This window comes from Vibrio sp. 1457, assembly GCF_033340195.1.
GTDB lineage: Bacteria > Pseudomonadota > Gammaproteobacteria > Enterobacterales > Vibrionaceae > Vibrio > Vibrio alginolyticus.
In genome coordinates this window covers 21,424-42,512 of record NZ_JAWOWA010000029.1, presented here as the reverse complement: position 1 = coordinate 42,512, position 21,089 = coordinate 21,424, and the positions used below count along the sequence as shown (strand labels likewise).

Genomic DNA, 21,089 nt, shown 5'->3' with positions numbered 1-21,089 from the left:
TTAGCCTGTGTTGCGCATACCAGCAGCAATACCAGCAATCGTCACCATCAACGCTTCTTCCAAGTTTGCAGAGGCTTCTTCGGTTTGACGCGTGCGGTATAGCAGCTCTGCTTGTAGCATATTCAATGGCTCAACGTAGATATTGCGTAAGCGAATCGACTCGAGTCCCCAAGGGTCATGCTGCATCAAGTTTTCATTGTTCTCTACATTCAGTACCGCTTTGATGTCTTCTTGAAGCTGAGCACGAAGTTTTTCACCGAGTGGACGGAGCGACTCATCCACCAATCGCTCATCGTAGTAGCGAGAGATATCAATATTACACTTCGAGTACACCATCTCTAGCATGCCGAGACGAGTAGAGAAAAACGGCCATTCGCGGCACATCTCTTCGAGCAATGCTTGGTGGCCTTTATCGATCGAGTATTGAATCGCTTCACCTGCGCCTAGCCATGCAGGAAGTACCAAACGGTTTTGACTCCATGAGAAGATCCACGGGATTGCACGTAAGCTCTCTACTCCGCCCTTAGGGTTTCGTTTTGCAGGACGAGAACCAAGTGGCAACTTGCCGAGTTCGAGTTCTGGTGTTGCTTGGCGGAAGTAAGGCACGAAATCTGGCTCGCCACGAACCACATTTCGGTAAGACTCACAGCTTACTTCTGATAGCACTTCCATCAAGTCGCGCCATTCTTGTTTTGGCTCTGGTGGCGGTAACAAGTTGGCTTCCAGAATCGCACTTGCATATAGGTTAAAGCTGTTTACTGCGACATCTGGGAGTCCCAGTTTAAAGCGGATCATCTCGCCTTGCTCTGTTACACGTAAACCGCCTTTCAAGCTTTTTGGTGGTTGCGACAAAAGCGCAGCATGCGCAGGCGCACCACCGCGACCGACTGTGCCCCCACGACCATGGAATAGAGTTAGCTCAACGCCTTCTTCTTCAGCCACTTTAACTAACGATTCCATCGCATGATACTGAGCCCAACCAGCAGACATAACACCTGCATCTTTCGCTGAGTCAGAGTAACCAATCATGACCATCTGGTGGTTTTGGATAAAACCACGGTAAAGGTCAATCCCCATAAGCTGCTTAATGACCGATTCTGCGTTGTTCAAATCGTCTAGCGTTTCGAACAGAGGACACACATCCATGCGGTAAGGGCAACCTGCTTCTTGTAGCAGTAGATGAACGGCTAGTACGTCAGAGGCGGTACGTGCCATTGAAATAACGTAAGCGCCAAACGCTTCACGCGGTTGTGCTGCAACAATCTTGCAGGTATCCAAAACCTCTTTGACGGGTTCAGACGGTTCCCAATCACGAGGGAGAAGCGGACGTTTAGATGCCAGCTCGTTAGTTAGAAAAGCAATCTTATCTTGCTCACTCCATTGTTCGTAATCACCAATACCTAAGTAGCGAGTTAGTTCAGACAAGACGTCTGAGTGACGCGTGCTCTCTTGGCGGATATCAAGACGTACAAGATGGATACCAAATGCTTTTACGCGGCGTAGTGTATCCAGTAGTGAGCCGTTGGCTATTACACCCATGCCACATTCGTTTAGTGACTGGTAGCAGGCATACAGCGGTTCCCAAAGTTGCTCGACTTTTTGCAGTGGTGCTTTAACGGCCAGTTTTTGACCGTGGATCTTAGCATCGAGAATATCTTTGGTTTCATTGAGCAGAGTGCGTAATTGCTTCAGGATCGCACGGTATGGTTCGTGCTGATCTTCGCCAGCAAGTTCACGTACTTGATCGTTTGAAACTGTCATAGACAGCTCGCTGATCAACTCGTTAATGTCATTGAGATAAAGATCGGCGGCTTTCCAACGAGACAATAGTAAGACTTCACGCGTAACGTTGTGAGTAACAAACGGGTTACCGTCACGGTCACCGCCCATCCAAGAGGAGAAGTGCACTGGGCGAGCATCAATGGGTAAACCTTCTCCAAGGTAAGATTTTAGACGGTCATTCATCTCACGTAGGAAGTCCGGTACTGCTTCCCATAGCGAGTTTTCAACGACCGCAAAGCCCCATTTTGCTTCATCCAACGGAGTTGGGCGTTGTTGTCGAATCACGTCTGAATGCCAGCCTTGGGCAATCAGTTGCTCTAGGCGGCGTTCGGTTTTTCTGCGCTCTTTAGAAGAAAGATCGCTTAGCTCCAACTTTGATAAGCACTCGTTTATCTTGACCAGTTTGTTGATCATCGTACGGCGCGTAATTTCTGTTGGGTGAGCCGTCAATACCAATTCAATATTTAGATCACGAACCGCTTGGGCAGTGTCCAGTTTGCTCACATCGTTTTGTACCAGTTTAGAAAACAGCGAGTTAATCGCGTCTGGTTCACAAATGTGCTCTTCACAATGGCGTGAAATCGTGTGGTATTGCTCAGCGATATTGGTGAGGTTTAGAAATTGGTTAAACGCGCGAGTAACGGGCGTTAGCTGCTCATCAGGTAGATGTTTGATTTCTTCGATCAAGCTGTCCCTGTCTGCTTGATTCCCTGCTTGAGCTGATTTGGATAATTTACGAATGGTTTCCACTTTCTCGAAGATTTCTTCGCCATGGGCATCGCGAATGGTGTTACCCAATAAGTGGCCTAACATGCGCACATTACTTTTGAGTGCGGCGTATTTCTCGTTCATTGTCGTCCTGCCTCGTAAAAAAACTACATCCATTGTCCTTGTTAAGACTCCAATCTAGCGAAAAGCACCAGTTATAGTCAAATAAAGCAGACTAAGTTTGCAATTATTCCGCTGTCTCCTGATTTAGAGCAAATTTACGGCAGCCATAGAGTAAGAAGTGAAAATTAATTACAAAATAACAAGTTAAATAAGTGTTAAGACTAGCGCTAAATTGTGAAGATAAAAAGATGCAGCTCAATCGAGCTGCACAGACTTTTGAGCTTAAACGCGTATTAACAGCAGTACTTGACCATCGCCTTTGAAAGCACATCAATTGTGGGGTCGATAAAGTCGAAGGATAGAAACTCATCCGGTTGGTGGGCTTGGTCGATTGACCCAGGGCCGAGCACCAAGGTTGGACACAACTGCTGTAGAAATGGTGCTTCAGTACAGTAGTTCACGGTTTCTGAACTGGTTTGGCAGATCTCTTCAACACCACCAATAAATGGGTGGTCATGTTGGCATTCGTAACCTGGAATAGGCTCATGCAATGGAATAATCTCCAGTCTCCCAGGCCATTTCGCTTCGACTTCTTTTAATGCTCCGCGCAACATGTTCTCTAAACCATCAAGACTAATGCCGGGAAGAGGACGCACGTCGTAATGCAGTTCGCAGCAACCACAAATACGGTTAGCGCTGTCACCACCATGAATGTGTCCAAGATTTAGGGTTGGGCTTGGAATGGCAAAACCCGGATGGTGATATTCTTTAATCAATTTGTCACGCAGTTGCATCATGGCGAACATGACTTCATGCATGATCTCAATAGCGTTAACGCCAAGCGCTGGGTCCGATGAGTGACCGGACTTGCCTGTTACGCGAATGGCATTTGCCACATGCCCTTTATGACCTCGAATTGGTACAAGGCTGGTGGGTTCACCAATGATGCAGTAATCCGGCTTAAATGGGGCGTTTGCTGTGAAATGTCGCGCGCCCAACATGGTGGTCTCTTCGTCACAAGTGGCTAATACGTAAAGTGGTTTGCTCTGCTTGCTCCAATCGACTTTCTTCACTGCTTCATAAATAAAGGCGAAAAAGCCTTTCATGTCTGCTGTGCCTAAACCGTAGAAGCGGTTGTCTTTTTCCGTCAGTTTATGCGGATCAAAATTCCATCGCCCTTGATCGAATGGCACGGTATCACTATGGCCAGCAAGTAAAAGGCCACCTTCTCCCTCTCCCATACGTGCGATCATATTGTGCTTGCCTGGCTCGACTTCGATCACTTCAACGCTAAAACCCAGATCTTTAAACCAAGATGCGAGTTTTTCGATGACTTTTGCATTGCCCTGATCCCAGCTCGGATCCGTGGAGCTGATAGAAGAGGTGCTGATGAGTCCTTCATAGACCTCTAGAAAAGTTGGTAATTGCATGGATTCTTCAAATCTCCTGTTGACAGACAGACCACAAAAATGTAAAACACATATTAAATCATATTTAATGAATAAAAAATCAAAATAAAGCAAAAATTAAATATGAATAGTCATTTGAGCCTTTAAGTATATGGATGTCACACAATGCTAAAAACCACGATTATTGGAGCCAGCGGTTACACCGGCGCAGAGTTAGCGTTAATGGTTAATAAACACCCACAACTCACGCTATCAGGTTTATACGTTTCCGCCAACAGTGTTGATGCGGGAAAGAGCATCGCGCAGCTGCACGGTAAGCTAGCGGGCATCATTGATATGCCAGTTTTACCACTAACGGATCCACTGCAAATCGCTCAAGAATCGGACGTGGTGTTTTTGGCAACGGCTCACGAAGTCAGCCATAATTTAGCCCCAACTTTCTTGGAGGCAGGCTGTCAGGTATTCGATTTATCGGGTGCATTCCGTGTGAAAAGTGAAGGCTTTTACGACACTTTTTATGGCTTCGCACATCAACATAACAACTGGCTAGATAAAGCAGCATACGGCTTAGCTGAGTGGAACCAAGAATCAATAAAAACCACTCCTTTGATTGCAGTAGCAGGTTGCTACCCAACCGCTTCACAGCTTGCAATCAAACCTTTATTAGAACATGCGTTGCTCGATACCAACCAATGGCCAGTGATCAACGCAACCAGTGGTGTATCAGGTGCAGGGCGTAAAGCCTCCATGGTTAACAGCTTCTGTGAAGTGAGCTTGCAACCCTATGGTGTATTTAACCATCGTCACCAGCCAGAGATTGCTCAGCACTTGGGTTGCGATGTGATTTTTACTCCGCACCTCGGCAACTTTAAACGCGGCATTCTTGCCACTATCACCATGAAGCTTGCGCAAGGTGTGACAGAAGCACAAGTGGCACAGGCGTTTGAACAAGCTTATCAAGGCAAGCCTGCGGTGCGTCTTAAAGGCGACGGTATTCCACGTATTCAGGATGTCGAAAATACCCCTTTCTGTGATATCGGCTGGAAGGTACAAGGCGAACACATCATTGTGATTTCAGCTATCGACAACCTACTTAAAGGTGCATCGAGTCAAGCGATGCAATGTCTCAATATTCATTACGGTTACCCAGAACTGACAGCGTTGCTGTAGTCGTTGAAAGAGGGAAATGCGATGACGCAAACCAATCAAGCTCCTTTAGTCATTAAGCTAGGTGGTGCAGCTCTATCATGCACTCAAACCTTAAGCCAACTTTTTGGTGCCATTGCGGCTTACCAAAAATCGGCACAGCGACAAATCGCCATCGTTCATGGCGGTGGCTACCTAGTTGATGAGTTGATGGCAAAGCTTCAGCTTGAAACCGTAAAGAAAAACGGTTTACGCGTAACACCTTACGATCAAATTCCTGTGATTGCAGGCGCGCTTGCAGGCACTGCGAATAAGTTACTTCAAGGTCAAGCGATTGCGGACGGTCTTAACGCTGTGGGCCTTAGCCTTGCGGATGGTGGTTTGTGTCTTGTTGAAGAACTTGACCCAGAACTCGGCGCGGTAGGCAAAGCATCACCGGGTGACTCAGCACTATTACAAGCGGTGCTAAACACAGGTGCACTGCCGATCATCAGTTCAATTGGTTTAACCAAAGATGGCCAGATGATGAATGTGAATGCTGATCAAGCAGCAGTCGCGGTTGCGGGCGCATTAGATGCGGAGTTAGTCCTGTTATCAGACGTGAGTGGTGTATTAGATGGAAAAGGCCATTTGATCAAAACCCTGTCAGAGCAGCAAGCTAACTCGTTGATCGATGGACATGTGATCACCGATGGCATGATCGTCAAAGTTAAAGCCGCTTTGGAGGCCGCCAATGATCTTGGCCGTCCAATTGAAGTCGCGACCTGGCGTTACCCAGAAAAATTAGCACAGTTATTCGCTGGTGAAAGTATTGGTACTCAATTCTTGCCTCAATAAGCATCAGCAAAAGAATTCAATATTAGGAAGTCGTAGTTGGCACTGACCGCCGAGCGCAGCGCCAGTTAAGTTTGGAGAAAAAACATGAGCAAAGTGAACGTAAATAAAGTGGTAGTCGCATACTCAGGCGGTCTAGATACTTCAGTAATCATCCCGTGGCTAAAAGAGAACTACGACTGTGAAGTAGTGGCTTTCGTTGCCGATGTTGGTCAAGGTGCCGAAGAGCTAGAAGGCATTGAAGCGAAAGCAAAAGCCTCTGGTGCTTCTGAGTGCTACATCGCTGACTTGAAAGAAGAAATGGTCGCAGACTACATTTACCCAACGCTAAAAACCGGCGCGTACTACGAAGGTAAGTACCTGCTAGGTACATCAATGGCGCGTCCAATCATTGCCAAAGCGCAGGTTGAAGTGGCACGTAAAGTGGGCGCGGACGCTCTGTGTCATGGCTGTACAGGTAAAGGTAACGACCAAGTACGTTTTGAAGGCGCATTCGCAGCACTAGCACCGGACTTACAAGTGATTGCACCTTGGCGTGAGTGGGACCTAGTGAGCCGTGAAGAGTGTTTGGATTACCTAGCTGAGCGTAATATTCCTTGCTCTGCGTCTCTTACTAAGATCTATTCACGTGATGCAAACGCATGGCACATTTCGACGGAAGGCGGCGTTTTAGAAGATACGTGGAACGCACCAAACGAAGACTGCTGGGTGTGGACTGTCGACCCAGAGCAAGCGCCAAATGAAGCGGAATACGTCACGCTGAAAGTAGAAAAAGGTGAAGTGGTCGAAGTTGATGGTGAAGTGATGACACCATACAACGCACTGGTTTACCTAAACGAGAAGGGCGCTAAGCACGGTGTTGGCCGTATCGATATCGTGGAAAACCGTCTTGTTGGGATGAAGTCTCGTGGTTGTTATGAAACACCGGGAGGCACCATCATGATGGAAGCGCTGCGTGCTGTAGAGCAGCTTGTGCTAGACAAATCATCATTCGAATTCCGTGAGGAGCTAGGTCTAAAAGCGTCTCACCTTGTATACGATGGCCGTTGGTTTACGCCACTATGTAAATCGATCCTTGCCGCTTCAGAAGAGCTAGCGCAAGACGTTAACGGTGAAGTGGTTGTTAAGCTCTACAAAGGTCAAGCGACAGTGACGCAAAAACGTTCTGACAACAGCTTGTATTCAGAAGAGTTCGCGACTTTTGGTGAAGATGAAGTTTACGACCAAAGCCATGCAGGTGGGTTTATCCGTCTTTACTCGCTATCAAGCCGTATTCGTGCATTGAACAGCCAGAAGAAATAATCCCTTAACATCCATCTCGGATTGAATAAAGACCCGCCATTTATAGGCGGGTCTTTTGGTTTCTAAAAGCGGGTATCTAAAGTTGGTTTGAATATATATGTAAAAATATTGAATTTATACTTTATTTTTTATCGAAATTGCCGTAACGTTGACCCATAAGAAAAAGTGAGCAAATGACCATCAAATTGGTTACTACTCATTCGAGAACGTTAGAGTAAGCAATAGTCATCAGGAGAGACGCAATGGCATTATGGGGCGGAAGATTTACCCAAGCGGCAGACACCAGATTTAAAGAGTTCAATGATTCGTTGCGTTTTGACTACCGATTGGCTGAGCAAGACATCGTAGGTTCAATCGCATGGTCTAAAGCTCTGTTTTCTGTTGATGTGCTATCGGCAGAAGAACAGAAAAAACTGGAACTTGCTTTAAATGAGCTGAAGTTAGAAGTGATGGAAGACCCTCACCAAATTCTTCGCTCTGATGCAGAAGATATCCACTCTTGGGTTGAACAGCAGCTAATCAGTAAAGTGGGAGATTTAGGTAAAAAACTCCACACTGGGCGTTCTCGGAATGACCAAGTCGCCACAGACTTGAAACTTTGGTGTCGTCAGCAAGGTCAGCAATTGTTGATTGCTTTAGATCGCCTACAAGCACAAATGGTCCATGTTGCTAAACAGCACCAAGGCACCGTATTGCCAGGCTATACTCATCTTCAGCGTGCTCAACCTGTAACCTTTGCTCACTGGTGCTTGGCTTATGTTGAAATGTTCGATCGTGACTACTCTCGTCTGAATGATGCCTTACAGCGTCTCGACACTTGTCCACTTGGCTCGGGTGCTTTAGCGGGAACGGCTTATCCGATTGATCGCGAACAATTAGCACATAATCTCGGTTTCCACCGTGCTACGCGTAATTCACTCGATTCGGTTTCAGATCGTGATCATGTGATGGAACTGATGTCGGTGGCGTCGATTTCTATGCTTCACCTTTCTCGTCTTGCAGAAGATATGATCTTCTACAATTCAGGCGAGTCAAACTTCATTGAGTTAGCGGATACGGTGACATCTGGTTCGTCATTAATGCCACAGAAGAAAAACCCAGATGCACTTGAGTTGATCCGTGGTAAGACAGGGCGTGTCTATGGCGCATTATCGAGCATGATGATGACAGTTAAAGCCTTGCCATTGGCGTACAACAAAGACATGCAGGAAGATAAAGAAGGGTTGTTTGACGCTTTAGATACATGGAACGACTGCATGGAAATGGCAGCTCTGTGTTTTGACGGTATTAAAGTGAATGGCGAGCGCACACTAGAAGCGGCGAAACAAGGTTACGCAAACTCGACGGAGTTAGCTGATTACCTAGTGGCGAAAGGCATCCCATTCCGTGAAGCTCACCACATCGTCGGTGTCGCGGTCGTTGGTGCTATTGCTAAAGGTTGTGCGCTAGAAGAGCTGTCTATCGAAGAGTTAAAAGCCTTCTCAGAAGTCATTGAAGCGGATGTGTATGACATTCTGACTATCGATTCGTGTTTGGAAAAGCGTTGTGCTTTGGGGGGTGTTTCGCCTCACCAGGTCGCTTACGCGGTAGAACAAGCGGATAAGCGCCTGAGCCAGCGTGACAGCTCGGCGGTGAAAGTGCGTCCTGCACGTTTGACGGACATTGAAACGTTGGAAGGTATGGTTGCTTACTGGGCGAACCTTGGTGAGAATCTTCCGCGCTCTCGTAATGAGCTCGTGAGAGATATTGGCTCTTTCGCGGTGGCTGAGCATCATGGTGAAGTGACGGGTTGCGCTTCTCTATATGTGTATGACTCAGGGTTGGCTGAAATACGCTCTCTTGGTATCGAAGCGGGCTGGCAAGGCCAAGGGCAGGGCAGTGCGATTGTGAACTATTTGGTTGAGAAAGCGCGCCAGATGGCGATCAAGAAAGTCTTTGTTCTAACGCGAACGCCTGAGTTCTTTATGAAGCAAAGCTTTTTACCGACATCGAAGTCATTACTGCCGGAGAAAGTTCTGAAAGATTGCGATCAGTGCCCACGTCAACATGCATGTGATGAGGTAGCGCTTGAGATCAATTTAATGGAGCAAGTGATCCAAAAAACGCATGTGGCATGAACTGAAGTTGTGGAGTGATTTTATTAGCATTCAATGACATAGTCATTTTCCTGTTTACTTACATCAGTATTCGCTAAAAAAATCGAAAAAATTTGGAACCTTTGAGAGGAAGCCCGGTCTATTAAAGTACCACTGCTTTTTCTTAGAAGAATCTAAGAGAGCCCCAGAACTGACATTGGTTTTGGGGCTTTTTTCTATCTGTCACTTTTCTCTTTTTTATTCGCCTTTTTTTGTCCCCGTCGACGCTGCCAAGGCAAGATGACAAAACGCATCCATAAGTGTAAAAACAACAAAACGTTGAAAGCGAAGCCGGCAAAGATCAAAGCGATCGACTCGATGCTTTGTGGATCATCTTTGAGCGTAAACCACCATACAATCCAACACAGTACAGAAAGTACCGTCAATTGATCCAAGCATCGTTGGCAACGTCCAAGTTTTTTCCAAAACCAATGTTCTTCGCAGCGGCGACAAGTCATAGTGTTTTCCAAACCATTAGTGTTGCTTCAGATTATATATCTAACTAAATGGTGGAAAGCGTTTCTTACACGGGCTTAGATCGCCATGACACAACCAAAAATGGAAAGTTAGCTTTGTAAAAGCTTTGTGGCACGTAATTGATGTATGGTGCGCTGTCAGTCTTTAACAGGAAATATAATGATGTCGACAGAGTTGAAACTTGCGCTGAGTATCGCTGGTGGGTTCTTTATGATCGGTGTTGTCGCGATTTGTATGGTCAGCCGCTATGCAATGATGGCAGCGTAAGAGAGATTTCATTGCGCCGAAGTAGTAAAGCAAAGCCTCGTTGATGACGAGGCTTTGCTTTATATTTAGATAGAAGCCTGAAAGCGTTAGCAGCCAGGGCCGCAGTCAAGACAATGTTTCACCATTTCTGGCCCTAAGTGTAGTTTTGCATTCAAATCACGTAGAGCGGTGCGGACGCCTTCTTCAATCACTGGGTGATAGAAGGGCATATCTAACATCTCAGAAATCGTCATCCTATTTTGGTGCGCCCATGCTAAAAGGTGAGCAAGATGCTCTGCATTCGGGCCCATCATTTCTGCACCTAAAAAACGTCCAGTGCCTTGCTCTCCGTAGACATGCAGAATACCTTTATTACGAAGCATGACGCGCGAACGTCCTTGATTTTCAAACGAGACTTCACCGGTTGCGAAACATCCACATGTGCCTAGACGTGTTTCTAGTTGTTTATATGTTTCGCCAACCATAGCAATTTGAGGGTCGGAGAACACGGCTGAAATTGGTGAGCGACGCAGACCCGCACGAATATCTGGGAAACGGCCTGCGTTGTCTCCAGCAATACGGCCTTGGTCAGCGGCTTCGTGCAGCAGTGGAATTTGGTTACTTGCATCACCTGCGATGAAGATGCTCTCTACCGAAGTTTGCAATGTATAGTGATCCGCCGTTGGTACGCCACGTTCATCGAGCGCCACATTGGTGTTCTCGATCGTCAGCTTATCTACGTTTGGACGACGACCCGTTGCAGCCAATACGTAATCGACAACGAAAGTTTCTAATTCGCCATCATGGTTGATGAATTGGATTTCGACCTTGTCTTCGCCGTCATTGTCTGACGAAGCAATGCGTTTCATGCTTTCGACTTTTACATCTGCATCAAGGTAGAACTCTTCCTTAAAGGCTTTATCTGCATACGCCATCACCTCTGGGTCTGTCAGTGGGCCCACTTGTCCTCCAAGGCCAAAGAGCTTCACGTTCACTCCTAGGCGGTGTAAAGCCTGACCCAATTCAAGGCCGATGACTCCTGGGCCAAATACTGCCACGGACTCTGGTAAGTCATCCCAGTCAAATACATCATCGTTAATCACTAGGCGATCACCCAGTTCATTCCAAGCTGCCGGATATGCTGGACGAGATCCTGTCGCAATAACAATGCGCTGTGCGGTGACCTGAGTATGATCATCTATGATGAGAGTGTGGTCATCGGCAAACTTCGCGTAGCCCGATAGTTTGTCTTCAGCGGGAATATCATCGACACTTTCAAGCACAAAGCCAACAAAACGATCGCGTTCGCGCTTTACACGATCCATAACTTCTCGTCCGTTAATTCGTACTTCACCTTGCGGGTGTATCCCAAATCCAGGTGCTTTTTCGATTTGATGAACACTTTCTGCTGCCGCAATTAACAGCTTAGACGGCATGCATCCGACACGAGCACAGGTTGTTCCGTAGGGACCGCCCTCAATCATTACCACGCTGTTGGTATGAGCTTTTGCTGCTCGATAAGCACCAAGACCAGCCGTACCGCCACCAATAATCGCTACGTCGACATTAACTTGTTTCATCGTGAACTCTCGCTTTTGTTTTAAGCCAAGCTTGCTACATTGAGCTTGGAGAGTGAATTGGATAGTTGAATCTGGATAAGTAGTCACCCTATTGGCAGATGACTACTTATCTAGACTAGTAGAAGAAGTGGGTTAGGGTTGGCCTCCGAGCCAAAAGGCACCGGAGACCGAGGGTGTAGGCTATGGACAGCTTAGCCTAGATACGCTTCTAGCTCTTCGCTACCGCCGATGTGCTTGCCACCGATAAAGACTTGTGGAACAGTCGTGCGACCAGATATAGCTCGTAGACTAACTGTTGTTGCGTCTTTACCTAGAATCACTTCTTCATATTGAAGACCGTGGTCAATCAGATTTTGTTTCGCTTTCATACAGAAAGGGCAGCCTGGTTTAGTGAACACCGTGATGGATTCTTGCGTTTTGTAGTCAGGCGCTATGTAGTTCAGCATCGTATCTGCGTCTGACACCTTGAATGGGTCGCCTGGTTCGTTTGGCTCAATGAACATTTTTTCCACTACGCCATCTTTTACTAGCATGCTGTAACGCCATGAACGTTTGCCAAAGCCGATGTCGTTTTTATCCACTAACATACCCATGCCATCGGTGAATTCACCATTACCATCCGGGATGAAGGTAATGTTTTCTGCTTCTTGGTCTTGTTTCCATGCATTCATCACGAACGTATCATTGACCGAGACACAAATAATCTCATCCACTCCGTGCTCTTTAAATACAGGGAACAATTCGTTGTAACGAGGTAGATGGCTTGATGAACAGGTTGGAGTAAATGCACCCGGTAAGCTAAATACGATAACGGTCTTACCTTTAAATAGCTCATCGGTCGTTACATTCACCCAAGAGTCACCTTGACGAACTGGAAAAGTAACTTGAGGGACTTGTTGACCTTCTTTAGATACAAACATAATGATTTCCTTTAACTATTTTAAATTATACGTATAGAGCTTAGCGTTTTTCGTCGCTCTGTTTCGTTTTGTTGAGCCCATTATTGTAAAAATCCTTTGATAGCTCTAATCGTTTGGTGTTATGGTTTTGATAGGTATTAGCTATTATTAAAGAAGCGAAGCGTGAATTATGAATATTCGAGATTTTGAGTACTTAGTTGCACTTGCGGAACATAAGCACTTTCGCAAAGCGGCAGAGGCATGTTTTGTTAGCCAGCCAACATTGAGTGGGCAAATTCGTAAACTAGAGGATGAACTCGGGACCACGCTTTTAGAGCGAAGCAGCCGACGTGTTTTGTTTACCGATTCAGGGTTACAGCTGGTGGAGCAGGCTAAACGCATCTTAAGTGAAGTGAAAACCTTCAGAGATATGGCAAGTGGTCAAAGCGGAGCCATGACTGGACCGATGCATATTGGTTTCATCCCGACGGTTGGGCCTTATCTACTACCCAAAATTCTGCCGCAGATAAAAGAAGCATTTCCTGAGTTGGAACTATTTCTGCACGAAGCTCAAACACATCAATTAGTGCGTCAATTGGAAGAAGGCAAACTAGATTGCTTAGTTTTAGCTTCGGTTGATGAAACTGCGCCATTTAAAGAGATCGAAGTGTATCAAGAGCCATTAAGTGTCGCAGTGCCATGTGACCACGAGTGGGCCTCTCTCGACCATGTTGATATGTTGGAGCTGAATGGTAAAACCGTTTTAGCGTTGGGAGACGGCCACTGTCTGCGAGATCAAGCGTTAGGTTTTTGTTTTGCCGCTGGTGCAAAAGACGATGAGCGTTTTAAAGCCACCAGCTTGGAGACGTTACGCAACATGGTTGCTGCCGGTGCGGGGATTACGTTATTGCCTCAGCTTTCTATCCCTAATGAGAAGCAAAAAGATGGCGTATGCTACGTACCAGCTGTTAACCCAACCCCCTCGCGTAATATCGTGCTCGTATACCGTCCGGGCTCACCATTACGAGCTAGGTTTGAAGCTTTAGCAGCGAAGATTAAAGAGGTGTTGGCTTCTTATCCATCATTGAATGCTGCAGCATAAAAAGCAGAAATAAAAAGGGAGAGCTTGATGCTCTCCCTTGTGCTTTTGTGATTTAGAACAGTTCTTCTGCGCCAGAACCTGAAGAATAAATACTATCTTCTAAACGGTCGCCAGCGTATTCGGTAGGCTCCGTGCCTTTTTCAAAGTATTCGAACATTGATGTGCTATCTACCTTGTGCGTTAGCATACCGCTGTTGCGATCAATACGAACTCGAATAATATCCTCTGGAATATTTTTACCTTGCTCCGGCGTCCCTTCTAGCGCAACACGCATGAAGTCAATCCAAGCAGGCTCTGCGGTTTTCGCACCCGACTCGGCACCAGAAATTTGGCCTTGCCCTAGGTTGCTGTTAACAGTGGTGCGGCCAAGTGCACGTGAGTGATCATCAAAGCCAACCCAAGCTATCGCAACGACACCAGGTCCATAGCCATTGTACCAAGCATCCTTGGAATCATTCGTTGTACCCGTTTTACCCCCGATATCACGACGACCAAGTTTTTGCGCGCGCCAGCCTGTACCATTCCAACCTGTGCCTTCACGCCAGTTACCGCCACCCCAAATGTTGCTGTACATCATCTCACGCATTAAGAATGCATTCTGTTCAGAGATAACTTGCGGTGCATATTGAGGTTCATCATTTTCAAGGGCATTGTCTGTTGCAAGGCCGTCAATTGCGACGTCTTGTTCGCCAAATTCATCAGCGTAGCGATTTTCTGGCTGCTCGCTCATTTGTGGACAATCCTTATGACAAACACTCTTTGGATTGGCTTTAAACAGTACTTCACCGAATGCATCTTCCACGCGTTCTACATAGAATGGTTCAACGTAATAACCACCGTTCGCAAACACAGAGTAACCTTGTGCCACTTTCATTGGTGTTAAGCTGCCAGCTCCGAGTGCGATGGTCTCTGAGCGCGGTACTTGGTTAATATCAAAACCGAAACGAGTAAGGTACTGACGTGTCTCCTCGAGGCCAACTTCACGGAGTGTACGCACTGCCATGACGTTTTTTGATTGAGCTAAGCCGAGGCGAAGACGCGTTGGACCACCATAAGTCGGTGGTGAGTTTTTTGGTCGCCAAGCTGAACCAGAACCTGCATCCCACTTGTTGATCGGCGCATCGTTAATCAAAGTGGCTAGAGTCAGCCCTTTGTCAATTGCTGCCGAGTAGATGAAAGGCTTGATACTTGAACCAACCTGACGCACTGACATGGTTGCACGGTTAAACTTGCTGTGAACAAAGTTGAAACCACCAACCAGCGACAATATCGCGCCATTTTCTGGGTTCATCGCAACAAACGCGGTGTTTGCTGTCGGCACTTGGCTCAGTTTCCAGCTCAGTGTTGTGTTGTCATCTTCATCGGTTTCACTTACTTCGCGAACCCAAACTTGTTGACCTGTCGCTAGCACATCATGCGCTGACTTTGGTGTTGAGCCTTGGCGGTTATCAGTAATGTACTTACGCGCCCAGTGCATTCCAGTCCAAGGGATGGTTTGCTCTTCATGGTTCTTAACCCATACTTGTGCCGTCTTATCATCGACTTTCGTCACAACCGCAGGGTAAAGGTCACCATAAGTTGGCTGTTTCTTCAGGTGCTTTTCTATTTGCTCATTGTCCCAGGCCGCTTCCCTTTCTTTCCAAAGCACACTTTCTGCACCACGGTAGCCATGACGTTCATCGTATGACAAGAGGTTATTTACCGCAGACGTATTTGCAGCATCTTGCAGTTTAGAATCCACAGTCATGTAGATATTCAAGCCAGAGGTATAAGCTTCTTCTTCACCGTATTCTTTTACTGCCCATGCACGAGCCAACTCTGCTACGTAAGGTGCGGAAAGCTCAATCTCAGCGCTATGATAACGCGCCACAATAGGCTCATTGCGTGCTTCGTCATACTGCTCTTGTGTAATGTATTTCTCATCAAGCATTCGCATTAATACAACGTTACGGCGTTTTGTTGCGCGCTCAAGAGAGTAAATTGGGTTCATGGTTGATGGCGCTTTTGGCATACCAGCGAGTGTTGCAATCTCACTTAACGTCAATTCATCAAGGCTCTTGCCAAAATACACTTGAGCGGCAGCACCAAAGCCATATGAGCGGTAACCAAGGAAGATTTTATTGACATAAAGCTCCATGATTTCTTGCTTACTTAAAAGCTGCTCAATATGGATAGCAATAAAAATCTCTTTAATCTTACGCATGATCTTCTTCTCATTAGATAAGAAGAAGTTACGAGCTAGCTGTTGCGTAATCGTACTTGCACCCTGTTTAGCCGAGCCTGAAACCGCAACAACAACCGCTGCACGAGTGATGCCGATAGGGTCGATACCAGGATGCTCATAGAAACGACTATCTTCGGTTGCGATGAGCGCGTGAATTAAGTCTTGAGGAATTTCGTCATAAGTAACAGGAATACGACGCTTTTCACCGAACTGTGCGATCAGCTTCCCGTCTTGACTAAACACCTTCATAGGTGTTTGTAATTCAACGTCTTTTAGAGTTGCAACATCTGGCAATTCAGGCTTCACGTACTGATAGAAGCCAAATATTGTGGTGACTCCAAGAATTATGCAAATCAATGTTAAAAATAATAAACGCTTTATGAACTTCACCGGAGAATCCCTGATTGGTTGAGGCTGTGTAACGGCAAACCCTTGTACTCTTAGGTCAAAAATTTAGCACATAAGAGATATTAACTCTTATTTGGATGCTAATAACAACCTTTGCACGAAGAAATTTCGGAGCGAGAGTAAGAGATGGATAAGCTAATCGTTACCGGCATCGATATAGGCCATAACAGCCTCAAAGCCGTAGTACTTAAACCCACAGGCAACAATTACGCTCTGTTGGGTTACAAAGAAATATTACTAAAGGAAGGTATTGTCGCTGAAAATAACACCATAAATCATCAAGAAATTGTAAAGACCCTCAAGCAGATAAAAAAAGAACTGCCTTTTGGTGCTAAAAAAGTTGCGATCTCAGTTCCTGATAACTCGGTAATTAGCAAGAAACTGCAAATAGAACAAAATCTTGAAGAGAGTGAAGTTGAGTTTGCAGTGATACAAGCCTTTTCTCATCAATCGCCATTCCCTGTCGAAGAGCTGAGTTTAGACTTCGTTCGTCTTCGCGCTGAGGGCGGGCAGAGTGGCAGTGATAGCTATCAAGTGTTTGCGACAAGAAAAGATGTGGTAGAAGGCCGAGTCGATGCATTACAAAAGTCCGGACTAAAACCTGTTTTAGTGGACGTGCATTCGCAAAGCCTTGGTCATATCTGGAAGCTCACCGCCGATCGCTTTCCTGACAAAAACAAATACTGCTTACTCGATATTGGCACCTTATCGAGCTCCTTCACCATGTTTACCGAACAAGGTGAACTGTTTCACAAAGAGTTTGCTTACGGCACACGCGGAGCAAACAGCGCTTCTCCAGTCGATTTTCTGTCCGATGATGCTCAGGAGAAAACAGAGCTGTTTAACCGTCAAATCGTAGAGCGAGTAAAGCGCCAGATGCAGCTCTATACCTCAATCAATGGCTCACAAAACATCAAGGGTATCTGGTTATCAGGGGAAGGGGCCTCCACTCCCATGCTCGCAGAGGAGTTGTCTCAACAATTGTCGTTAGAGTGTGAATTGCTAAATCCGCTAGGGCTATTTGAGATGAAGGTGTCTAAGCGTAAGCGTCGTGCTGTGGATTGGCAGCATTTCTCAACAGCAGCCGGACTGGCCGTTCGTGGCATTCATTGGCTAGGAGGCGCCCGTGCTTTATCGCATTAATTTACTTCCTTGGCGAGAGAATCAAAGAGAAGAGCACCGACGTCGTTTCATCAGTTTGGTCGCATTAGGCATGTTGGTCGCTGTTGGCATCCAGTGGGGTATTGGAAAGTTTTTTGAGTACCAACAAGATCAACAACAGGAGCGGCTCGATTACCTCACTCACTACATTGCCGAACTCGACCAGCGTATTGAAGCAATGAAAATTGCAGAGCAAGAGCACAGCAAAATCCTCGAACGTCTAAAGGTCGTTGAAGGTTTACAAAACGGACGAAACAAAACGACCGAGTTCATGAACTTAATGCCTGCCGTTATCCCTGAAGGTGTATATGTTGACAAGATCAAAATGAATGATCTGGAAATTGAGATCTCTGGGATCTCAGATAGCACTCCAAAACTTGCCACGATGCTGGACAACATGGAGCGCTCGGCCAAGTTGAACGACGTAGAAATGCATTCCATCGTTCACGGCAAAGCCCGTTTTGGGAAAGAGTTTCAAACATTCAAAGTGTCTTTCATGTTCAAAGTAACGGAGAAGAAATTGGAGGCTCAACGTGGTTGATTGGCAGGATCTCGAAATAGATGAAATGGCCGAGTGGCCATTGTTGCCCCAAATTGTGGTAATCGCGCTTCTGATCATGGTGATTCAAGGCTTAGGTTATTGGTTTTACCTTAAACCGAAAGAAGAACAGTTGAATCACTTGATCCAGCAGGAGCAGACACTCAAGGTGGCATTGAAGATCAAAGCGAACAAAGTGGCAGCGTTGCCTCAGCTTCAATCTCAATTGGATGAACTTACCACTCGTTACGAGTTATTACTGCAACAACTGCCTGCGCAAAAAGAGCTGGCTACAATGCTCGCTTCAGTGAATGAGCTTGGCATCGACAATAAGCTGACTTTCACCCGAATCGACTGGGGCGAAAAACAATCAGAGCACTTCCTTTATCGTCTTCCTTTAAACATAGAGTTAACGGGCGACTTTCATGACATCGGCCATTTTTCTCAGGCAATAGCGACGCTACCTCGAATCATCACGTTTAAAGATGTGACTTGGCAACGTGTCAGCCAAGAGAGCGAAACCCTGCACTTTCGGGTGCGTGCTAATACCTATCAGTTTAAGCCGGAGGAGACGAAAAATGACAAGTAAGTCTTTGTTGCTGGTACTGATGGGTTCTCTATTGATGGGCTGCCAGGCGAATGATGAATCATTGACGGATTTTATTCGAGGAGTGGAAACACAGGCGCGTCGAGAGGTCGAGAAGCTTAAGCCCGCAGACAAGTATGTTGCAGTCACGTACGCACCGGAAGTACAGCGTGCACCCTTTGAATTACCCAAAGAAGCCACCATCGCGACTCAGCCAGTTGCAAGAAAAGATTGTTGGCAACCGCCCTCAAGAAGGCGAACTGGCAAATTAGAAAAATTCCCATTAAGCCAATTACGTTTGAAAGGGGTCATGGGCATGGATAACACGGTTTCTGGCCTCGTTCAGGCTCCCAATGGCACCGTCTATAAAGTTAAGCCGGGTCAATACCTCGGACGCAATAATGGCAAAGTGACCCATGTCAGCCACTCCTATTTGTTGATTAATGAAACGTTGCCCGACGGCTTAGGATGTTGGCAAAAACGTAAAGTTAAGTTGGCTTTGAGATAGCCCCATTTATTTTTGATATTGAGTAATGAAAATGAGACAAGGATTAACACGTACACCAAGGATACTTACTGGGCTCTTCTCCTTATGGTTGTTTGTATTTTTAGCCCCTTTAGCGGCAGCTGAAGAAGTTTCGTCCAATGCCCTAAAAAGTATCGACTTTCGAACTAATAAAGATAAAGACGCCGTGATTGTCGTAGAATTGGCGTCACCGGCTGCGATTGTAGATATCAAGCGTGTACAGGAAGGGTTAAGTATCGATTTGCTTAACACTTCAGTAAAAGACGAGCAATTGTATCTCCTAGACGTGAAAGATTTTTCGACTGTGGTTGAGAGCGTAGAAGTGTTTCGCGACACCTCGACGACGCGCTTGGTTGCGCACATCAATGAAGAATACATGCATGATTACCGTTTAACGGGGCGTTTTTTGGAAATCAAAGTAGCGAAGATCAAACACAATGAGAAAGCCCCAGATAAAAGCATTTTAGAAAGAGAAGGTAAGCTTATTTCGATTAACTTCCAAGATATTCCTGTGCGAAATGTCTTGCAGCTTATTGCTGATTACAACCAATTTAATTTGGTTGTCTCCGACTCTGTCGAAGGCAACCTCACGCTTCGTCTTGATGGTGTCCCTTGGCAGCAAGTGCTGGATATTATTTTGCAAGTTAAGGGGTTAGATAAGCGTGTTGATGGCAACGTGATTTTAGTTGCTCCGACTGATGAGCTGGACTTGCGTGAGAAGCAGCAGTTAGAAAAACAAAAACTGACGGAAGAAATGGGAGAGCTTTCATCTGAAATCATCAAAGTTAATTTTGCTAAAGCATCAGACATTGCGGAGATGATCAATGGTGAAGGAAATATCAGCATGCTGTCAGAGCGCGGCAGTATGACCATTGATGAGCGAACTAACTCGTTATTGATTAGAGAGTTACCTGAAAACATCGAGGTGATTCGAGAAATTATTGAGTCTTTGGATATTCCAGTTAAACAGGTTCAAATTGAGGCGCGTATTGTGACCATCAATGAAGGTAACATGGACGAGCTAGGTATTCGTTGGGGTTTTACGTCTATTAATGGCAGTAATACAGTGGGCGGTTCTATTGAGAACAACCTTGCCACGATCGGTCTCTATAATGGAGAAGGGGGTGATGACGGTGGTGACGGTGATGGAGTAGGGATCGATGACTTCCTAAATGTAAACTTAGCTGCAACCAGTCCGAATGCCACCAGCATTGCTTTTCAGGTCGCAAAGTTAGGTTCAGACACCTTGTTGGATCTTGAGCTTTCTGCTCTGCAACAAGAGTCTAAAGCTGAGATTATCTCGAGCCCACGTTTGATCACTACCAATAAGAAACCTGCCTATATCGAACAAGGTACAGAGATTCCTTACCTAGAGTCATCATCAAGTGGTGCAACGACGGTGACGTTCAAAAAGGCGGTATTAAGTTTGAAGGTAACCCCGCAAATCACACCGGATAACCGCTTAGTATTGGATTTAAGTGTCACGCAAGATAGACCAGGACAAGTCGTGAAGACAGGCACTGGTGAAGCTGTTGCGATTGATACTCAACGTATCGGGACGCAAGTGTTAGTGAATAACGGTGAAACGGTCGTTCTTGGTGGTATTTTTCAGCACAGCATTACTAACTCGGTGGACAAAGTGCCTTTGTTGGGCGATCTTCCGCTATTAGGTGCGCTTTTTCGTCGAAGTTATGAAAATGTTGGTAAAAGTGAGCTGTTAATTTTCGTCACGCCTAAGGTGGTGATTCAGTAGTTCTGTCTCGGGAAAAACTGATTAAATCAAAAATAAAGTTGCAATAGTGGCACCATGCTTGGATAATTTCGGGTCTTATCACGAATTATCTGTGAGGAACTGGTGCCACAAGCCTTGTAGAACAGCAGTTTAGCTGTGTTTTCTTGTGGC

At 46.0% G+C, this 21,089-nt stretch carries 16 protein-coding genes; 10 read left to right on the top strand and 6 right to left on the bottom strand.

Annotated features, from left to right (window positions below; translation table 11 throughout):
* Both ppc and argE read right to left on the bottom strand, forming a co-directional pair.
* The gene (ppc, locus tag R7Z41_RS21135) at positions 1 to 2,634 is read right to left on the bottom strand and encodes a phosphoenolpyruvate carboxylase (RefSeq protein ID WP_005381336.1); all 2,634 of its coding nucleotides are present in this window, start codon (positions 2,632 to 2,634) and stop codon (positions 1 to 3) included.
* A 272-nt stretch (positions 2,635 to 2,906) separates the two neighbouring features.
* Entirely contained in the window at positions 2,907 to 4,043 is a 1,137-nt protein-coding gene (gene argE, locus R7Z41_RS21130; RefSeq protein ID WP_005381335.1) for an acetylornithine deacetylase, read from the bottom strand.
* 144 nt (positions 4,044 to 4,187) lie between these two features.
* Between argE and argC the strand changes: the two genes are divergently transcribed.
* The 4 genes from argC (at position 4,188) to argH (ending at position 9,421) form a co-directional block, all read left to right on the top strand.
* Positions 4,188 to 5,192, top strand: a complete 1,005-nt coding sequence (gene argC, locus R7Z41_RS21125; protein WP_005381334.1) for an N-acetyl-gamma-glutamyl-phosphate reductase — start codon at positions 4,188 to 4,190, stop codon at positions 5,190 to 5,192.
* Between the two features lie 21 nt (positions 5,193 to 5,213).
* Positions 5,214 to 6,005, top strand: a complete 792-nt coding sequence (gene argB, locus R7Z41_RS21120; RefSeq protein WP_005381333.1) for an acetylglutamate kinase — start codon at positions 5,214 to 5,216, stop codon at positions 6,003 to 6,005.
* Between the two features lie 84 nt (positions 6,006 to 6,089).
* Positions 6,090 to 7,304, top strand: coding sequence for an argininosuccinate synthase (locus R7Z41_RS21115; RefSeq protein ID WP_005381332.1), 1,215 nt, complete (start codon positions 6,090 to 6,092; stop codon positions 7,302 to 7,304).
* 242 nt (positions 7,305 to 7,546) lie between these two features.
* Entirely contained in the window at positions 7,547 to 9,421 is a 1,875-nt protein-coding gene (gene argH, locus R7Z41_RS21110) for an argininosuccinate lyase (protein ID WP_225478168.1), read from the top strand.
* 194 nt (positions 9,422 to 9,615) lie between these two features.
* Here argH and R7Z41_RS21105 read toward each other — a convergent pair whose 3' ends face one another.
* The 3 genes from R7Z41_RS21105 to R7Z41_RS21095 all read right to left on the bottom strand — a co-directional run bounded on the left by R7Z41_RS21105 (position 9,616) and on the right by R7Z41_RS21095 (position 12,662).
* Positions 9,616 to 9,897, bottom strand: a complete 282-nt coding sequence (locus R7Z41_RS21105) for a DUF3624 domain-containing protein (protein ID WP_017633527.1) — start codon at positions 9,895 to 9,897, stop codon at positions 9,616 to 9,618.
* A gap of 372 nt (positions 9,898 to 10,269) precedes the next feature.
* Positions 10,270 to 11,742: a dihydrolipoyl dehydrogenase gene (locus tag R7Z41_RS21100; RefSeq protein ID WP_213901839.1), complete on the bottom strand. Its 1,473-nt coding sequence runs from the start codon at positions 11,740 to 11,742 to the stop codon at positions 10,270 to 10,272.
* 191 nt (positions 11,743 to 11,933) lie between these two features.
* Positions 11,934 to 12,662: a redoxin family protein gene (locus R7Z41_RS21095; protein WP_005382781.1), complete on the bottom strand. Its 729-nt coding sequence runs from the start codon at positions 12,660 to 12,662 to the stop codon at positions 11,934 to 11,936.
* Between the two features lie 169 nt (positions 12,663 to 12,831).
* On the opposite strand from R7Z41_RS21095, the gene oxyR reads away from it, so the two are divergent.
* Positions 12,832 to 13,743 carry a DNA-binding transcriptional regulator OxyR gene (gene oxyR / locus R7Z41_RS21090; protein WP_005381326.1) on the top strand — a complete coding sequence of 304 codons (912 nt, stop codon included), beginning with the start codon at positions 12,832 to 12,834 and terminating at the stop codon, positions 13,741 to 13,743.
* Between the two features lie 52 nt (positions 13,744 to 13,795).
* On the opposite strand, the gene R7Z41_RS21085 is transcribed toward oxyR, so the two are convergent.
* Positions 13,796 to 16,357, bottom strand: a complete 2,562-nt coding sequence (locus tag R7Z41_RS21085; RefSeq protein ID WP_206958471.1) for a penicillin-binding protein 1A — start codon at positions 16,355 to 16,357, stop codon at positions 13,796 to 13,798.
* 144 nt (positions 16,358 to 16,501) lie between these two features.
* Here R7Z41_RS21085 and pilM point away from each other — a divergent pair, with 144 nt between their 5' ends.
* The 5 genes from pilM to R7Z41_RS21060 are packed head-to-tail and all read left to right on the top strand — an operon-like array spanning position 16,502 to position 20,939.
* The gene (pilM, locus tag R7Z41_RS21080; RefSeq protein WP_005381324.1) at positions 16,502 to 17,518 is read left to right on the top strand and encodes a type IV pilus biogenesis protein PilM; all 1,017 of its coding nucleotides are present in this window, start codon (positions 16,502 to 16,504) and stop codon (positions 17,516 to 17,518) included.
* Positions 17,502 to 18,077: a PilN domain-containing protein gene (locus tag R7Z41_RS21075; protein ID WP_005381323.1), complete on the top strand. Its 576-nt coding sequence runs from the start codon at positions 17,502 to 17,504 to the stop codon at positions 18,075 to 18,077. Before pilM ends, R7Z41_RS21075 begins: the two co-directional genes overlap by 17 nt.
* Positions 18,070 to 18,663, top strand: a complete 594-nt coding sequence (locus R7Z41_RS21070; protein ID WP_053350733.1) for a type 4a pilus biogenesis protein PilO — start codon at positions 18,070 to 18,072, stop codon at positions 18,661 to 18,663. Before R7Z41_RS21075 ends, R7Z41_RS21070 begins: the two co-directional genes overlap by 8 nt.
* Complete coding sequence (locus R7Z41_RS21065) at positions 18,653 to 19,168, top strand: pilus assembly protein PilP (protein ID WP_005382766.1); 516 nt, start codon at positions 18,653 to 18,655, stop codon at positions 19,166 to 19,168. The genes R7Z41_RS21070 and R7Z41_RS21065 overlap by 11 nt, the downstream gene beginning before the upstream one ends.
* A 25-nt stretch (positions 19,169 to 19,193) precedes the next feature.
* Positions 19,194 to 20,939, top strand: coding sequence for a type IV pilus secretin PilQ (locus tag R7Z41_RS21060; RefSeq protein ID WP_206958469.1), 1,746 nt, complete (start codon positions 19,194 to 19,196; stop codon positions 20,937 to 20,939).
* Positions 20,940 to 21,089: the final 150 nt, after the last annotated feature.

Bases quoted from the DNA above. Each gene is read 5' to 3' on its own strand.
- R7Z41_RS21060 (WP_206958469.1), top strand. From the start codon at position 19,194: ATGAAAATGAGACAAGGATTAACACGTACACCAAGGATACTTACTGGG.
- R7Z41_RS21065 (WP_005382766.1), top strand. From the start codon at position 18,653: ATGACAAGTAAGTCTTTGTTGCTGGTACTGATGGGTTCTCTATTGATG.
- R7Z41_RS21100 (WP_213901839.1), bottom strand. From the start codon at position 11,742: ATGAAACAAGTTAATGTCGACGTAGCGATTATTGGTGGCGGTACGGCT.
- R7Z41_RS21095 (WP_005382781.1), bottom strand. From the start codon at position 12,662: ATGTTTGTATCTAAAGAAGGTCAACAAGTCCCTCAAGTTACTTTTCCA.
- R7Z41_RS21115 (WP_005381332.1), top strand. From the start codon at position 6,090: ATGAGCAAAGTGAACGTAAATAAAGTGGTAGTCGCATACTCAGGCGGT.
- ppc (WP_005381336.1), bottom strand. From the start codon at position 2,634: ATGAACGAGAAATACGCCGCACTCAAAAGTAATGTGCGCATGTTAGGC.
- argC (WP_005381334.1), top strand. From the start codon at position 4,188: ATGCTAAAAACCACGATTATTGGAGCCAGCGGTTACACCGGCGCAGAG.
- argH (WP_225478168.1), top strand. From the start codon at position 7,547: ATGGCATTATGGGGCGGAAGATTTACCCAAGCGGCAGACACCAGATTT.
- R7Z41_RS21105 (WP_017633527.1), bottom strand. From the start codon at position 9,897: ATGACTTGTCGCCGCTGCGAAGAACATTGGTTTTGGAAAAAACTTGGA.
- oxyR (WP_005381326.1), top strand. From the start codon at position 12,832: ATGAATATTCGAGATTTTGAGTACTTAGTTGCACTTGCGGAACATAAG.
- pilM (WP_005381324.1), top strand. From the start codon at position 16,502: ATGGATAAGCTAATCGTTACCGGCATCGATATAGGCCATAACAGCCTC.
- argE (WP_005381335.1), bottom strand. From the start codon at position 4,043: ATGCAATTACCAACTTTTCTAGAGGTCTATGAAGGACTCATCAGCACC.
- argB (WP_005381333.1), top strand. From the start codon at position 5,214: ATGACGCAAACCAATCAAGCTCCTTTAGTCATTAAGCTAGGTGGTGCA.